The 15,959-nt window shown below is 65.6% G+C and carries 8 protein-coding genes and 1 tRNA gene; 2 read left to right on the forward strand and 7 right to left on the reverse strand.

The window, feature by feature from the left end; genetic code table 11:
* Positions 1–45: 45 nt before the first annotated feature.
* The 3 genes from K1T35_RS31235 to K1T35_RS31245 form a co-directional block, all read right to left on the reverse strand.
* The gene (locus K1T35_RS31235; RefSeq protein ID WP_220255372.1) at positions 46–2,889 is read right to left on the reverse strand and encodes an FAD-binding and (Fe-S)-binding domain-containing protein; all 2,844 of its coding nucleotides are present in this window, start codon (positions 2,887–2,889) and stop codon (positions 46–48) included.
* A 466-nt stretch (positions 2,890–3,355) separates the two neighbouring features.
* Positions 3,356–4,354, reverse strand: coding sequence for a phosphotransferase (locus K1T35_RS31240; protein WP_220255373.1), 999 nt, complete (start codon positions 4,352–4,354; stop codon positions 3,356–3,358).
* A 44-nt stretch (positions 4,355–4,398) separates the two neighbouring features.
* On the reverse strand, positions 4,399–4,917 hold the full coding sequence (locus K1T35_RS31245; protein ID WP_220255374.1) for a type II toxin-antitoxin system VapC family toxin: 519 nt from the start codon (positions 4,915–4,917) through the stop codon (positions 4,399–4,401).
* 2,336 nt (positions 4,918–7,253) lie between these two features.
* Here K1T35_RS31245 and K1T35_RS49850 point away from each other — a divergent pair.
* Positions 7,254–7,532 (forward strand): HNH endonuclease, encoded by a 279-nt coding sequence (locus K1T35_RS49850; RefSeq protein ID WP_220255375.1) that lies wholly within the window; start codon positions 7,254–7,256, stop codon positions 7,530–7,532.
* 235 nt (positions 7,533–7,767) lie between these two features.
* On the opposite strand, the gene K1T35_RS31255 is transcribed toward K1T35_RS49850, so the two are convergent.
* Positions 7,768–9,087, reverse strand: coding sequence for a Shedu anti-phage system protein SduA domain-containing protein (locus tag K1T35_RS31255; RefSeq protein ID WP_220255376.1), 1,320 nt, complete (start codon positions 9,085–9,087; stop codon positions 7,768–7,770).
* Between the two features lie 1,377 nt (positions 9,088–10,464).
* On the opposite strand from K1T35_RS31255, the gene K1T35_RS31260 reads away from it, so the two are divergent.
* Positions 10,465–13,452 (forward strand): NACHT domain-containing NTPase, encoded by a 2,988-nt coding sequence (locus K1T35_RS31260; RefSeq protein ID WP_220255377.1) that lies wholly within the window; start codon positions 10,465–10,467, stop codon positions 13,450–13,452.
* Between the two features lie 309 nt (positions 13,453–13,761).
* Here K1T35_RS31260 and K1T35_RS49855 read toward each other — a convergent pair whose 3' ends face one another.
* The 3 genes from K1T35_RS49855 to K1T35_RS31280 form a co-directional block, all read right to left on the reverse strand.
* Positions 13,762–14,565 (reverse strand): tyrosine-type recombinase/integrase, encoded by an 804-nt coding sequence (locus tag K1T35_RS49855; protein ID WP_370645165.1) that lies wholly within the window; start codon positions 14,563–14,565, stop codon positions 13,762–13,764.
* A gap of 762 nt (positions 14,566–15,327) precedes the next feature.
* A tRNA-Val gene (locus K1T35_RS31275) sits at positions 15,328–15,399 on the reverse strand.
* A 31-nt stretch (positions 15,400–15,430) separates the two neighbouring features.
* On the reverse strand, positions 15,431–15,892 hold the full coding sequence (locus K1T35_RS31280; RefSeq protein ID WP_220255379.1) for a peroxiredoxin: 462 nt from the start codon (positions 15,890–15,892) through the stop codon (positions 15,431–15,433).
* Between the last annotated feature and the right edge of the window lie 67 nt (positions 15,893–15,959).

Consider the following 15,959-nt stretch of genomic DNA (forward strand, 5'->3'; position numbering starts at 1 on the left):
CGTCGCAGCCTCCCTGGCCCCTGCGAGGACCACGACCTGTGAGCGTCAGCGCGCGCTCACGCCACGACGTGCCGGGAGGGCCGCGGCGAGCAGCTGGGCGAGGTGCATCGAGGGCCGGGACCGCAGGTCGTCGATCTGCGTACGGCACGAGAAGCCGTCGGCGAGGACGACGGCGTCGGTGTCGGCGTCGAGGGCGGGGAGCAGGTTCAGCCCGGCCACGGCCACCGACACCTCGTAGTGGCCGCGCTCGACGCCGAAGTTCCCGGCGAGGCCGCAGCACCCCGCCACCGCGTGCACGGCGGCTCCCGCGCGGACGAGCAGGTCCCGGTCGGCCGTCCAGCCCATAACGGCGTGCTGGTGGCAGTGCGGCTGGGCCACCACCGTCGTGCCGGTGAGATCGGGCGGCGTCCAGCCGGGCTGGTCGGCGAGCAGCTCGGCGAGCGTCCAGGTGTTGGCGGCGACGGCGCGGGCGTCCGCGCTGTCGAGCAGGTCCACCGCGTCCTGGCGGAGCACCGCCGTGCACGACGGTTCCAGCCCGACGATCGGGGTGCCGGCGGCGACGTGTCGCGCCAGCTCCTCGACCGTCCGGCCGAGGATCCGCCGCGCCGCGTCGAGCTGGCCGGTGGTGATCCAGGTCAAGCCGCAGCAGACCGTGTGTTCGACGTACCGCGGGGAGAACCCGGCGTCGACCAGGACCGCCGCGGCCGCCTCGGCGACCGCGGGGCTGAAGTTGTCCGAGAAGCTGTCGACGAACAGCAGGACCGGGCGCCCCCCGACGGCCTCGCGCCTGCGGGACGGGTGCCGCCGGAACGGGGTCCGCGCGAACCGGGGGATGGACCTGCGCTCGTCGACGCCTGCGAGCCACAGCGCGGCCCGCCGGAGGCCTGGCACCGCGAGCAGGCCGTTGGCCAGCGGTGCCGCACGCCCGACCATGCGCGCCCAGCGCGGCAGCCTGCCGAGCGAGTAGTGGCTCCGGGGCCGCAGCCGCCCCCGATAGGCCCTGTGAAGCACCTCGGACTTGTAGGTGGGCATGTCGATGCCGGTCGGGCAGTCGGAGGTGCAGCCCTTGCAGGACAGGCAGAGGTCGAGCGCTTCGTGCACCTCCGGCGCCCGCCAGTCCGGCCGGTCACCGCGGATGAGCTCCTGCAGGACCCGGGCCCGGCCACGGGTCGTGTCCTTCTCGTCGCGGGTGGCCAGGTAGGACGGGCACATCACCCCGCCGGTCCCGGAGTTGTCGGCACGACACTTGCCAACGCCGGTGCAGCGGTGCACGGCACGGGCCAGATCGCCGTCGTCGTGGATCAGCGGGAAACCGGTCGACCGCACCGCGAACGCCCCGTCCACGCGCACCGCTGCCGTCGCCGGATCCGGATCGACCAGCACACCGGGGTTGAGCAGCCCGTCCGGGTCGAAGGCGTGCTTCACCGCGGCGAAGAGCCGGATCGCCCGCTCCGAGTACATCAGCGGGAGCAGCTCGCTGCGGGCGCGCCCGTCGCCGTGCTCACCCGACAGCGTGCCCCCGCACCGCGCGACCAGCGTCGCGGCGTCCTTGAGGAACGCGCCGAACGCCGCCGACCCGCCCCGCTCCCCGAACGGGAAGTCGAGGCGGACGTGGATGCAGCCCTCGCCGAAGTGCCCGTACGGCGCGCAGGACAGACCGTGCTCGTCGACGAGCTCGTCGAAGCCGGTCAGGTACTCCCCGAGTGCCGCTGGCGGGACGGCCGCGTCCTCCCAGCCGGGCCAGGCCGGGCGTCCGGACGGTGCGGTGCCCGCCAGGCCTGCTCCGTCCTCGCGGATCCGCCACAGCCGCCCGGCGGGCTCCGGATCGTCGACCACGACCGCGTCGACCGCGCCGATGTCCCGGATCAGGGCGTCGGCGCGGTCGAGCACCGAGCTCCGGTCATCGCCCGCGAGCTCGACGAACAACCATGCGCGGCCCGCCGGCAGATCGGGTATGCGGGACGGCCCGCGACGGGCCCGGATGACGTCGACCAGCCGCGAGTCGAGGCCCTCGCAGGCCGTCGGCCCGTGCGCGACGACGGCAGGAGCGGCCGTCCCCGCGGCGACGATGTCGTCGAACCCGAGGACGACCAGCGTCCGGTACGCCGGATCGCCCACCAGTCGCACGGTCGCCTCGGTGACCACCGCGAGGGTTCCCTCGGAGCCGACCAGCGCCGCCGTCAGGTCGAACCGCTCCGGGAGCAGGTGCTGGACCGCGTAGCCGGAGACCTGACGGCCGAACCGGTCGAACTCGGTCCGGGCGATGGCGAGGTTGCCCGCCATCGTCGCGTGGAGCCGGTCCGTCAGGCCGTCCGCGCCGTGCGCGATCGGCCGGCCTGCGCCGTCCCGACCGGTGCGCAGGGCGTCCCCGCCCCCGGTCACGGCGCGCAGCCCCACCACGTTGTCCGAGGTCCGCCCGTAGCCGAGGCTGCGTGCCCCGCAGGCGTTGTTCCCGATCATCCCCCCGATGGTGCAGCGGGTGTGGGTGGACGGATCGGGTCCGAACCGCAGCCCGTGCGGGGCGGCGGCGCGTTGCAGTTCCGCCTGGACGACGCCCGGCTGCACGACCGCCGTGCCCGCTTCCGGGTCGACGTCGAGCACGCGGTTCATGTACCGGCTGAAGTCCAGGATCACGCCCGGCCCTACGGCGTTCCCGGCGACCGACGTTCCCGCGCCACGGGCGGTCACCGGGACTCCCGCGCCTCGGCACAGGTCGAGTACGGCCTCGACCTCGTCCGCGTGGCGGGGCAGGACCACGGCACGCGGCGGGATCCGGTAGAGGGAGGCGTCCGAGGAGTACCGGGCGCGCGTGCCCTCGTCGTCGGCGACCTCCACCCCGGCCCTGCGCAGCAGTGAAGCGATCTCGGGGGTGCCGGTGTGGATGGACAAGGCGATCTCCAGCGCTCGAGCCGTTCTGTGGTCTGCGCAGCGTCAAGGCGCGCTGCGCAGGTGACGGCCGGCGCGCAGGAGCCACCATTGGTGGGCGCGGCAGGGAGCAAACCTGCGACCGCTCGGGTGCAAAGGGCGCTGACAACGCCCCACAACCTCTACCAGCAACGACCGTTCCCGCACTGGTACCACGATCCCCGTCAGCCACCCTACTCAACAGGGTTTCGTGTCACGAAGTGCGTCACAGCAACGAGGCGGACGTGCGGTCGGAGGCTCAGGCAGCGCCGGAGGTATGAGCGTCTCGGGTTCATCGCTGCTGAACCTGCGGATGTGAACCGGAAGGTAGCCCTCGGCAGATCCACCCCTCGCGATCTGGTGTCTGACGCCGGCGATGGCCGTCCCCCGGGCTCGGTCGGGGGTCGTGACGGCGCCCGGCGGCCGCTCCCTTGCGGAGGTTCGCGAGTGATCACCAGCGCAGCACGAGGTATGACCGGCGGTAGCGGCCGAGCAGTTGTAGCGGTGATCCCTCCTCGGGCTGGAGGAGGCCGCGGTGCTCGAGGTCGACCGTGCATCGCGCGTTGTAGGACAGCACCCAGGCGGCGGCTGCGACGGCTGCCGCCTGTTCGGCGCGGGTGAAGGGTGTGGGTCGCGAGCTGTCGTAGTCGGCGAGGTATGCGCCCACCTCGTCCGGAGTCGGCGCCGCGGCGCCACTGGCGCCGCCCTCCGGAAACGCGCCGGCTGACAAGCCTGCGATGACGGGCTCGGGGCGTGCGACGAGGCTGTCCCAATCAAACGATGCCACCACCTCGTCACCGGCGAAGCGCACGTTCTGGCACGCCCAGTCCGAGTGTCCGATGACCGTAGGCTCGGGTGGCTGTGCCGCCAGCACGTCAGCGGCCTCTCGCGCGAGTTGATCAAGCCAGCGGTGCTCGTCCGGGATGGTCGAGACGTCGAAGATCGGATCATGCGGCTCGGGCCACGGACCGTCCTGGTAGCGAGCCCATGCTGGTGCGTCGGTGACCAGCGAGCCGGCCGTGACTCCGCGAAGCGTGTCGACCTGCGCAGCGAGCGAGGCCGCGAGGGAACGCCGGACGGGCGGGTCGTGACCGTTGCCCGGGTGACCGCGATCGAGGAGTGACTCGATGGTGGCGATCCGTCCCTCGGTTGGGGCTGGGCCGTCGAGGGGCACCGGACATGGGAATCCGGCCTCAGCGAGGAGCCGTTGGCAGCGGGACGCTGCCGCCAGGCGATCGGTGTTCACGGGGCTGCGATGGATCTTGAGCACGACCGTCGAGCCATCCTGGAGGCGAAGCCCGTAAACCGGGGCAACCCTGCCCGACGTGAAGATGACGTCGTTCACGTCCATGTGCAGACGGGATCGCAGGTGCCGTTCGAGCCAGGCGCGAATCTCGTCCGCGCTGACGTCGCCGAACACGGCGCGCTCAAGGCCCGTCGCCTGCGGCATGGCTACCTCCTCATCCGAATTCGGGGGGCTCGGGGCGCAGCCCCCTACAGCGTGGGGCAGCGGATGCCGGCTTCTCTGCACCAACCGCCTCTCTCGTCGGCGCCCAGGAGGGGCGACCATCTCAGTCGGCAACATCTCCAGCGAGGGCTGGGTGTCCCAGGCAGCTGGGACGGGCGCCGTTCAGTCATCTGTCGCGAGCGCGACCAGCTCCGCGAGGCTGCCATCGCGGTGTCGACCGTCACGAGCGCGTCGGCCTGGAGCTTCGTAAGGGCGATGTACTCAGCGTCGTAGGTGGTCTCCCACCCGTGCTCCCGTGCGATCTTCCAGGCGGTGCGCCGCGAAACCCGGTCACCGAGCAGGCGAATCTTCAGCTCGGTGAGGCGCTCGTAGCGGCGCAGCGCCTCCCGTTCGGTGAGCTCACCTCGGCGCACGGCCTCGAGCAGCAGGCACAGCGACTGGGAGCGGAGCAGGTTCGGTCCGACGAGCCGGTGCGCGGGATTGATGGCGACATCGTCCGCGACGATGTGCAGGAGCGTGGGGGCATCGATCACGTAGCGGCTCATAGCGGCGACCCTAGGACGGTCTCGTCTGCCGACGGGCGTTCACGGCGCTCGGCAAGGCCGGATATCGCGATCGTGCTGCGCCGCGAGGGCGGGGTCGACGAAGGGCGGACTGAGGATCGCGCTGATGGAGTGTGACCACCTTGTCTGAACCAGCGATCGGTCCTCGTGGTCGTCATCAATGAGCCTTAGGTGAGTGCTGTTGCTGACCACGTGGTGAGAGAGCGGGTCAGCGGGCCTTTGCCGGCGTAGACACGGACCCGCAGTGCACCACTCGGCAGCTCGTCGATCGTCCTCGCTGCCCCTGCCGACCAGGCCGGGACCGCGTCATGAAGCGCGCGTAGCCGAGGGTTCGCGTCACAGCTCGTGTCATGCGACCGGGCTGCAAGGCGGCGTTCCGGATAGAACCGCTGGTGGAGCCTGGTGGGCGCGGCAGGGATCGAACCTGCGACCGCTCGGGTGTAAAGGGAGCGCGCTGCGCCGCACGGAGCCTCTACCTGCGACAACGCTTCGCTGCCAGGTCTCCGCAGTGGCTCACAGCCACCGCGTTCGACAGCAGTTCGCACCACGACTGGCTCCATGCGCGGACGCCGCGTCAGGGTCGGCTGAAGCCGATAGGCGCCGCTGGCCGTGCGGGAGCTGACTCGCCCGCTAACACCTGGTGGCTTCGATCCGACTAGATCCGCAGGAAAGCCAGCGCTCTCGGAGCGGTGACCACGGGCATCAATTGGAGCCAGATTACGATCATGGCCAGTCGACGACCTAGGTGGGTCAAGATCGTTGAGCCACCGACCTTGTCTCGCCGCAAGCCAAGTGGCGAGATGGCGCATCTAACGGATCCCGACGCCGGTGGCCAAACGCTCTGCGGCAAGCCGCACAGCGTGCATGCCGCGACGTACTCAGCCCGACCCAAGGTGGCTCGCGGTACATGTCGGGCGTGCCTGCGTACATCCCGGGGCCGCGCCGAAAGCGACGACGTTGCCCCGACCGATCCGAAGCGTGAAGGAGCGAAGACGTCGCGGTCGGGCAGATCGGCGAGCCGAAGGCAGGCGTCGACCAACTCGCTGCTCGCAAACGACATGTCGGTCCAGCGGAGTCGAAACAGAAGGGGCGCTGCAGCCGCAATGGCCGACGAGCTGACCGGCGAACCGCAGTCGACGTCTGTAAGAGCCTACGGCGGCGGCTTGCCCTCCCTGGGCAAGAGGGCACGGTAGACGGTCAAGCTATTGGGCCCCACGGAGAGATTCCGTCGTCCCCAAGGTTTCGCAACTAAACCGACGGCCGAATTCCGCGAGAATGGCCCGAACCGCGAACCCACCGAGAGTAGGAAGACGTGCGTCACTTGCAACATGCTTAAGAGTCCGAGCGAGTTCGGAAAGAGCAGGCGAACGAAGGATGGCAAACTTACAAGCTGCAAGGCCTGCACCAATAGGCGCAACTCCGAGTCCAAGAAGCGGAACGGGCGCAGAGGTGAGTCGCGACTGGAGAGCAACACGGCAATCAAACTCTCCCGCGAACTACAACGCATGCAGATGGCGAACTGGCGGGCAAGAAGAGACAATCGACCGGCACCGTATAGCCAGCACGAGTATTCGCAAGTAGCTGAACTGTTAAGGGCAGAGAAACAGCCCAATTCATGTATTCACTGCGGCGAACCTGCACCACGGGCCGGCACAAGTGGCCGATACCCCAAGTATTGCAGCACGGCGTGCGCGAACAAGACACGGTGGGTCAAGGAACTTGAGTCGCGGCCAGATATGTTCTGCCTCCAATGCGGAACACGTCTTCGGGGAATGCGCTCCGATGCAAAGTGGTGCAGTGCTGCGTGTCAGAGCTACGCTGGCCGGCGCTCGCGCGGCGAGGTAGTCGAGAACACCGGTCATTGCCGTTCTTGCGGCGTGTCGCTCTTCGGACAACGATCAAGCGCTCGCGTCTGCCGATCACGGAGATGCGCCGCCTGGTTCTCTCGGCATCCAGACCAGCTTCACCCCTCGACCAGCGAGCGTCAATGCAAGTTTTGCAAAGCGTCGATCGATAACCGGCCAACACACAGCCAATACTGTAGCGGAGCATGCACTCAGCGCCACTTCCATTCACGATCGAAGGACCGCCTCAACGCAAGGAGACGCGAGTATTGGGCTTCACCAGAATCAGATCTCTACCGACGCGGGCAGGCGGAGTACCGCCGCATCAATCGTGCTCATTACCGCGAACTCGCCCGCCGCTCCCGAGCTCGCCATCCAGGCCGCTACCGCAACTATTATCGACGATGGTACGAAACGCAAGATCCCATCATCTTCCGAAATTCTGCACATTCACGTAGAGCCAGACTCCGTGGAATGCACGGAAGCAGTCCAGGCCTAGACGCTGTCGAATGGGCGAAACTGGTAGCGCGGCACAACGGGCGATGCGCGTACTGTGGGGAACCGCCGCCTGCCGGCGAAGAACTTGCCCGCGATCACGTCATCCCTTTAACCCGCTATTCCGGGGCCGACTTTGGACCGGACCGCATCGGCAACGTCTTACCCGCATGCGGGCAATGCAACTCGCGAAAGTACAACAAGCTCCTTGCCGAGTGGCGGTACCGGGACGGCGTTCGCATCGCCTGCATGGGATAGACGCATCCCGCTCCTCCGACCGAGTGCCTCAGATTGGACGTCGTCGAGCGGGCACCTGACTCGAAGCAGGTGCTGCTTCGCCGAAGACAGGTCCCGACGGAAAGACTCCTATAAGGCAGGCCCTCCTTTAACATGTCTCCACTCCTACCATTAGTCGGATCGACCCGAGCAATCGAAGCTTTGTATAGCCCGATGAATCCGACCGCGTACTAGAAGCGCTTCATCAATCCGGTTCTCAGGCGTCACGAGCATCCGCTGCGTCTTCGATTGCGAACTTCAATGATCGTTCCGCGCTATCGAGAAGGTCGGCATACGTGAGGACGGTCAGGCGACTCAGGTGCGCGTTATACGATCTGATCGTCTGTTCAATCTGCTCCCGCGTTGCCCCTGAGCTAAATTCACGCCCTGGGTGCCCTATCACGACTGTACCGCGGGCCCGGCGAAGGTCTAGATCCATCGATAGCTCGTTGTGGTAATGCGTTCGCAATGCGGCGCCATGTTCATCAAGTGCACGGAGATAGTTCAGGCACTGATTGACCGCTTCATGGACTTCGCTTCCCACGATGTAATGGTTTCGGTACTTCTTAACAAGCGACGCCGACGGCCCCTTCAGTTCGACTATCTCAAGGCTGCCGTCTGCGCAGATTAGCGGGATATCATACTGGTCCATAGGGACAAGGTTCCGCCTGTCGGCCACCGCAACATATTGCCCGCCGAAGAGCCAGTATCGTGAACCGATTGCTGCATGCAGCTTCGTCTCGTTCGCGTCTGGATCCAAGGCGAGACGCTGCAGTTCGGCCACCAGCATTCGACGGGAGCTGATAACCGCCGCCTCTGCGACAGACAGCCCCTCAGCCGTGGAGGTAATCCCGGCAACAAGGCCGCGCACTGCCGCCCCTCGTGAAAGTGCGCGCCCAAGGCCAACGGCGCCGGGATCCGCCTGCGGATTGGCACGTCGCCCCCTGTCGACAGCTGCCCAGTAGGCTCGAATCCCAGCAACAAACGACTCGAATGACAGATCTGCGTTCGGTTCGCGCACGGCACCGTTCTCACTGTTCACAGCAAGTAAGCAAACCGAATCGACTAGCTGGTCAGCCACCATGCGCGTAAACACTTCGCCAACCGCTTCGATAAGCGACTTGGATTTGTCGGTGACGGGAGTGTCCGATGATGTGCGATCCAGGGCCGCATGGATTCTAGACTCCCTGGTCGACGGCGAATCTTCCAGGAGAAACAGAATGGCGATGCAAGGCTTGTACGAAGACGCGTCACCTTCAAACAATCTATTGGTACTCGCGGCGATTGCCACGATCTCATCGATACGGCCCCATACGTTCTTCCGCGCAGCCGACAGAGTCAGCTTAATTTCGATAAGCGCAACCGGAACGTCGTCGCTAAAAATCGCCAGATCCCAGCGGTGCGGGGAGATACTGTACCCCCCAGCTTGTTCGAGACGCACCTCTGGCGAGACAGCGTTTTGATCGATTCCTGCCGCTATCAGATCATCCGCCAAAGCAATGGTAAGGTCTCGAAAGAGCTGATGGCGAAGCCCCACAGGCCTCTCAACTCCCGAGCCGCTTAGCTGTTCCCAAAGTACGTTCGAAACGCTGCGAGCTTCGTGGACCACAGAAATTCCTCGCTCGTATCGGTGTCGGCACACAGAGGATGATAATTATCAGCTTACACGCGACATGCAAAGTCGAGCATAGACGTCGACATGACGTCACTATCTGCCACTGCGAGCGCTGGAAATGTTCCAGCGCCGCGCAACTCGAAACGGACGGCGGAGCCATCCCAGCCAACCTCTCAACAGAGCTGATGATCGCTGTTGTCGGCCCCGCCGGAGGGAGGGCCGGGTCTGGGCGGAGCCCAGGAGCAGTCCTGCGTGTTCCGAATGGTCGGTGCCGGGCCGCATACTCGGCGTCGTGTCCACGCTGGTCCTGCCGCCTTGGGTCGTGCCGCCGCTGCACGCTGTGGAGGAGTGCGATCGTGTGGCACGGCGGTCGATGGAGCTACCGCGGTATCGCGCCACTCGGCGGGACTTCGGTGTCGCTGCAGCGCTGGTCTAGTTGACGCTGGGAGACGTGTCGCCGTTGACGGAACGATTTGGTGGCGGCACGTGGGACCCACCGGACGCGAGGCCAGAGGACTCGACTGCGACGTGGTGTAGCTCAGTCACGTACGAGATGGCGCGCTCGGAGAGCTGGGTCGCGCTCTCGCGTGCGGCCGACGCTCCCCCGCCATCTGACGACGATTGGCGCCGGCTCGGAGTCGACCCAGCACCAGCGAAGCAGTGCGACCGGGAGTACGCCTACGGCGTGTGGCGGGCACTGGCGTGGCTGCTCGGCGTCCGGGAGGACTTCCCGATCTACACCAGCTGGCACCGCTCCGCGGAGATCCCTCACGACCGGCCGCATCTAAGGGCAACGGTCTACGGCGGGAAGCCGGACGCGGCCTGGCACGCTGCGGAGCAGGCCGCACAGGATCAGGCGCACCGGGACGCCGCTCGCGCTGTCGGCGATGGCCGCCCCGCTCGCCGCCTGGCTGTGCTGGGCAGGGGCGGAGCGTGTGAGCGCTCGTGATGCCTTCCTGCTGCCTCGCAGCCGCGATCGGTGCTAGCCAGTTCCATCCCGTCGACCTGGCGCAGCCCGACCGCGCGGACGCTCGCGGGCGGCCCTCAATGAAACCGGTGGCTGACGTCGCCAAGCTCCGCCCGGGGGCGGCTGGGTGGTAGCCCTCTGGGAGGTTGACGGGATGGCACGCCCGCTCATCCCGGAGACCTGCCCGCCCGGCGAGGGCGCTCGCGTCCGTTCAGCTGCAGGCGCAACTGGCCGCACCCCGCTGGCGCCTCGTGGCGTCGGCTGATCGCACAGCTTACGCACGCCCTACTTACGCAGTACCGTCGACTGCTTCGGCCGACGAGAGGGTTCTGGTGACGCTGATTACCTCAGCTATGTTAGCTAAGCTTATCGCGCCGGTCGCCGGGACAGCGTTTCGGGAAGTGGCGAGAAGCGCGGGGAGCGCATTTGCGGCACGAAACAAGGTTGGCCTACCTAGCAGGTCGCGAGTCGCTGAGCTCACTGACTTCGTCGAACAACAGCTCAAGCGCCACTCACACGACGGAATCTCCGATGCTGTTTCCTCATACGTAGCTTCACCGGAGTGCATCACACTCATTGAGCATCTTTTGATATTCCGAGCTCTTGGTCGGCCCATATCCGAAGATGGACCACTTCGACGCGAACTGGCTGCCGGTGCTGACCGTTATGATCTACTCAGCCTTGAAGATCAGGACGCTCTGTTCAGAATTCTCCTAGGCGCAGCCGACGCAGTCCTAACGTACGCAGGAGTTACTGGCGATGAAGGACTGCGCCAACAGCCGACAGAGTCTTCGACGCTAATAAGTGAAGCATATCTCCAATCAATCGATACTCAAGTCGCACTCTTGACTCGGCCGCTCCGAGTCACAATTTCAGAGGTGGACTCTGCCCTACGAAAGTACGCCGCCTCGCTGCGATCCATTTCCGGCAAACTACAACCGCCCAACTTCGATGGCACTGAATCCGTTCCTCTGGACCGACTTTTCGTCGTTCCAAGACTGAAGCAGGTAAACAGGATTGAAGGACGCGAGCTCGATCTTGAAGACCTCATCACTGAGAGGCGAGTCGTTGTTCTTGGCGATCCAGGAGGCGGCAAGACAACGCTCACGAAGAAGCTATCCCAGGATTTGGTGAAGGGCTCCATCCCGACGGCGAATCCAACAGTTCCCCATGAAACAATATTCCCGTTCGTGGTTGTACTACGAGAGTTCGGCGCCTTCCTGGCACGATCATCCGGGTCGGTCGCCGAATTCATATCCGAGACCCTCCGTGTCACTTACCAGGTGACTCTAACAAGCGACTCGATCGAGTACATTCTGTCAGTGGGCCGCGCATACGTGATCTTCGACGGTCTCGACGAGCTGCTCGACCCCAGCGACAGGCAGCGGGTCGCCGACATCGTGACAGCGTTCGGCGTACTGTATTCGAGTACTGGCATTCTTGTCACTTCAAGGCGCGTCGGCTATCTTCAGGCTCCGCTCCCTGCAGACGATTTCACCATTGTGAGTCTTGACGGCTTCGAGGCGGCGCAGGTCGAAGCATACGTCCGGAACTGGTTCTCACTTTTGCCCGGACTGCCGGACGAGCGTCGAGCCGAGATGGTGAGACAGTTTATCGAGGATTCGAGAGCGGTTCCAGACCTGTGCTCAAGTCCATTGATGCTCGCACTTATTTGCACTATTTACCGTTTCGAGGGATATATCCCCCGAAACCGACCGGACGTGTACGAGAAATGCACGAAGATGCTGTTCGATCGATGGGATAGACACCGCGGACTGCGCGAACAATTTGAATTTGAAGCCCACGTTGAGCCCGCACTGATGTCACTTGCTCACCGCATCTATCTCGACTCGGATCTTCAGTCTGGTGTCACGGAGCGTGGACTAGTATCTGCTGCCGCGGATTATCTTGATGAATGGCAGTACGGTGATCGTGTCCTCGCAGAACGCGCGGCTGAGCAGTTCGTCCGGTTCTGCAGAGGTAGGGCATGGGTATTCAGTGACGTCGGCTTGACGCCGGACGGCGAGTCTCTCTACGCCTTCACGCACAGAACGTTTCTAGAGTACTTTACTGCAGCTCACCTTGCCCGAACAGTGACCTCAACCGACGAACTGTTGTCCACGTTGCTTGAGAAAATTCGTATGAACGAGTGGGATGTCGTGGCCCAGCTCGCACTTCAAATTCGGGCGAAGAGTCGTCAAGGCGGCCCTGACGTTGTGGCAACGAGCCTGCTCGAAAGTGCAGAACTATGCAGCGAAGAGGAAGAGAAGCGAAATATTCTTGCCTTTATCTCTCGCTGCCTCGGCTTTCTTCCGCTTTCCCCTCGCTGCGCCCGCGGCTTTGGCTCAACCCTTATTGAGTTGGCGTTGGGCCTGGAGATCCAGGAGAAAGCACCACAGACTGGCTCACGTAGCCGCATTCTCTCAGAAGCGCTTAAAGGGATTGTAGAGAGCGCACTAGAGGCTCGGGTAGCGCTCGGCGAAAGCGCTGCACAGTTCCTGCTCGGTAGACTCGAGAGCCTGATCGGCGAAAGACCAGAGGTACAGGACCCTAACCCTGCGCACGAGATAACCGTCTCCGCGGCATGGTCGTTAGGACGCCGGTGCGCTAGTCTCCAGGCGACTAGTGAGATCGGCACCCGTCTCGCTGCCGCGGTTGGAGACCAACTTGCTGCAAACTATCGGTCGTGGGGTAAATGGGCGGCAGTAGCATTATACTGGGGAGGGCAACTCTCCCCGCTCGAAGTCGTAGATGCGATTCCACCACAGTCTTGGCGATTCAGCTCTCCACAAGCAGGCCTCAACATTTCCCTGGTGCAGCCAGTCTACTCCGCACTGGCGGACGTTCTAAGCGAGGAAAAGAATATAGCGAAGGAAGAATTCGCTAAAGCGACATCCCTTGTCCACGAGTACGCTCAGCGGGCAGCAGAGGCGATCCCGCTATCTGGCGCCGATTTCGGCGCTGACACAACACCTCTACAGAGCCTACTTGAGTCCACATTCCTCCGGCGGAATCAAGATGAGAATGCACCTGTACTGCAGAATCCCCTGTCCGGGCAAAACATTCTTGATTCGGGCCTGCTTCTGGCGACTTTTTTCGAACGGCAAGAAGATGCCGAAGTAGTCGACTCCTTGACACCTTTGCTCGGTCGTCTCCGGCAACTAGAGCCGATCCTCCGTGCTCGGGCACAGGGTGGCGGGGGCCATCGCGCCGCAGCCGAGGCTGTAATCCCTGCGGGCAAGCACCGGGATCTCCTCCTCTCCTGGGCGGCAGGAGAAGTCGACTTCCTGCTACCCCTGGCGTCCGCGACGGACGGCTGATGGATGGGATCGCGCAGTGCGGCTCGGAATATGCAGCCGCGAGCCGCGCTTGCGGCTGCATCGGGCACAGCGCTGCGCGGCGCCGCCTTGAACAAGGAAGGCAAGTGTGAACACGCGGGCCGTGGCTCTCGGTGGCTCGGTGGTTCGTGGCTACTTGGTCGACGCAGTGCTGCTCGTCGATGCCGCGCTGTCGTCGCAACGCAGCCTTACGGGCAGGTGCCTGCGGAGATCGCGGACTTGACTGCGCAGCGGCGGACGCCGTCCCGCCGCTGCCCCTCTGTCGCGCTGACGGCCCGAACGCGAGGCCGCTCACCCTCGGCGCCCAAAATCAAACCCCACTCGCGCATCAGGTCGAACGCCCTCTTCACCGTCGATGGCGAAAGCCCACGCTCGACTGCCAATGCCTTGACACCTGGGAGGTGGCCGTCCGCGGCGTACTCGCCTGATGATTCTCTCCCGCAGCTCGACCGCGAGCCGCTCCCGCGGACTCCGCGGCCGGCGCAGCACACGGCCGACGTCATCGGTCGGCACTGCTGGCCGCGCCGGGCCGCGCTGAGCAAGCACAGCAGCCGCCCGTTGGTCCGCCTCCGCCACCCATGCCGCGTAGACCCGGAGCGTGGTCACACCGCCCCCACCGTGCCCGAGCCGGCCGGCAACGGTCCGCACGTCGACGCCGGCTGCGATGAGCTCGGTCGCGGAGTAGTGCCGCAGGCAATGCAGGTGCGTGTCGATGTCGAGCCGCTTCGCGAGCCGGCTGTACCGCTGCGACACCGATGAGGGCACGAGCGGCCGGCTGCTGTCCGGCGCCAGCGAGAACACGAAAGCGTCCCGTGCGAGCGGCACGTCGAGGGCCTCGCACCGCGCCGTGCAGCGCTCGTTGTGCTCCGTGAGCGCGGTGACCGTCTCCGGGTCGAGGGCGCACCCGGCGTTGCTGGTGGGTCTTGGTGTCCTTCTCGAACCGCTCCGTCCCGTGCTGCGCGATCGCGCGGCGGATCGTGGAGAACTGCGCCGGGCAGATCCACGTGCGACCAGCGCAGGCCACACAGCTCCCCCCGGCGGGCGCCGGTGACCATGGTCAGCCAGACGAGCATGCCCCAGTCCGGGTCCTGCCACGCCTCCTCGACGATCTGCGCCGCTTCTGCGGGTGTCGGGGGCTGCGGATCAGGCGCGGTGGGTCGGGGAGCGTCCACGAGCTTGACCGGGTTCTGGCTCACCCAGCGCCAGCGCACGCCCTTCTCGTACGCGCTGCACAGGACGAAGTGGATGTGCCGGATCGTCGTCGACGACAGGCCGTTGCAGCGGTGCGGGCGGCATCGCGAGTCGCACTCGTGCCGCCGCGGCGTCCGGTGGTCGACCAGGCCTCGGGAGCGGTCGCAGTGGACGCGGCAGCGGCGCAGCTCGGCGTAGAGCGAGTCGAGGACCTCGACGTCGACCGCGCCGGCCTTGAGCCTGCCGACGAACGGCCGGATGTGCTTCTCGGCGTACTTGGCGTACATCTTCCGCGTCGACTCGGCGACGTCGAGCGTCTCCAGGTAGCGGTCCAGCAGCTGGTCCAGGGTGGCGTTCGTCCGCGGGTGCTTGCGCTCGTCGACCTGGGCGGCGAGCCGGCGGACCGCCTTCTCCGCCTCGTCCGCGGCCTTCGGGCCGGCGGGGATCACTTCGCGGAGGAAGTGCCGCCGCCCGGTGAGCGGATCCGTGCCGGCGTAGACGACGGCCCTCAGGGAGCCGGAGGGCAACTGCTCGACGCGCCCGCGGGACCGCGTACGGCGCTTGTAGGTGGCCATGGCGCGGACGCTAGGAGCGGCTCGCACCACGAACGGCACCACGCGAGCGAACTCGCAGGTCAGCGACCTGCAAATGTCCTGGTCAGATCGGTGGGCGCGGCAGGGATCGAACCTGCGACCGCTCGGGTGTAAACCGAGTGCTCTCCCGCTGAGCTACGCGCCCGGTGCCGGACCGCTGAAGCGGTCCGCGCATGTTAAGCCACCGAGGCCAACGCTTTCTTCCACGCGTCCTGGTCGCGGGCCTCGCCGGGGGCGTTCACCTCGGCGAACCGCACGATGCCTTGCTGGTCCACGAGGAAGGTGCCGCGCACGGCCATGCCGCGGTCGGCGTTGAACACGCCGTAGGTCTTCGCGAGCTCGCCGTGCGGCCAGAAGTCCGACAGCAGGGGGAACTGGTAGCCCTCCTGGTTGGCCCACGCCTTGAGGGCGAACACGTGGTCGACCGACACGCCGAGCACCTGGACGTCCTCGTTCTGGAAGCTGCCGATGTCGTCCCGGATGGCGCACAGCTCACCGGTGCAGATTCCGGAGAACGCGAACGGGTAGAAGACGACCAGCACGTTGCGCCGGCCGCGGAACGACGAGAGCGTCACGTCCTGGTTGTTCTGGTCCTTGAGGGTGAAGTCGGGTGCCTCGGTGCCGACCTCGGGCGCCATGAGCAGGTCTCCTCGCTGCGAGCGGTGCGTTCTCCGAGGAGCCTAGTCGGGCGAGGTCGCCCACGGC

The organism is Pseudonocardia sp. DSM 110487 (assembly GCF_019468565.1).
Taxonomy (GTDB): domain Bacteria; phylum Actinomycetota; class Actinomycetes; order Mycobacteriales; family Pseudonocardiaceae; genus Pseudonocardia.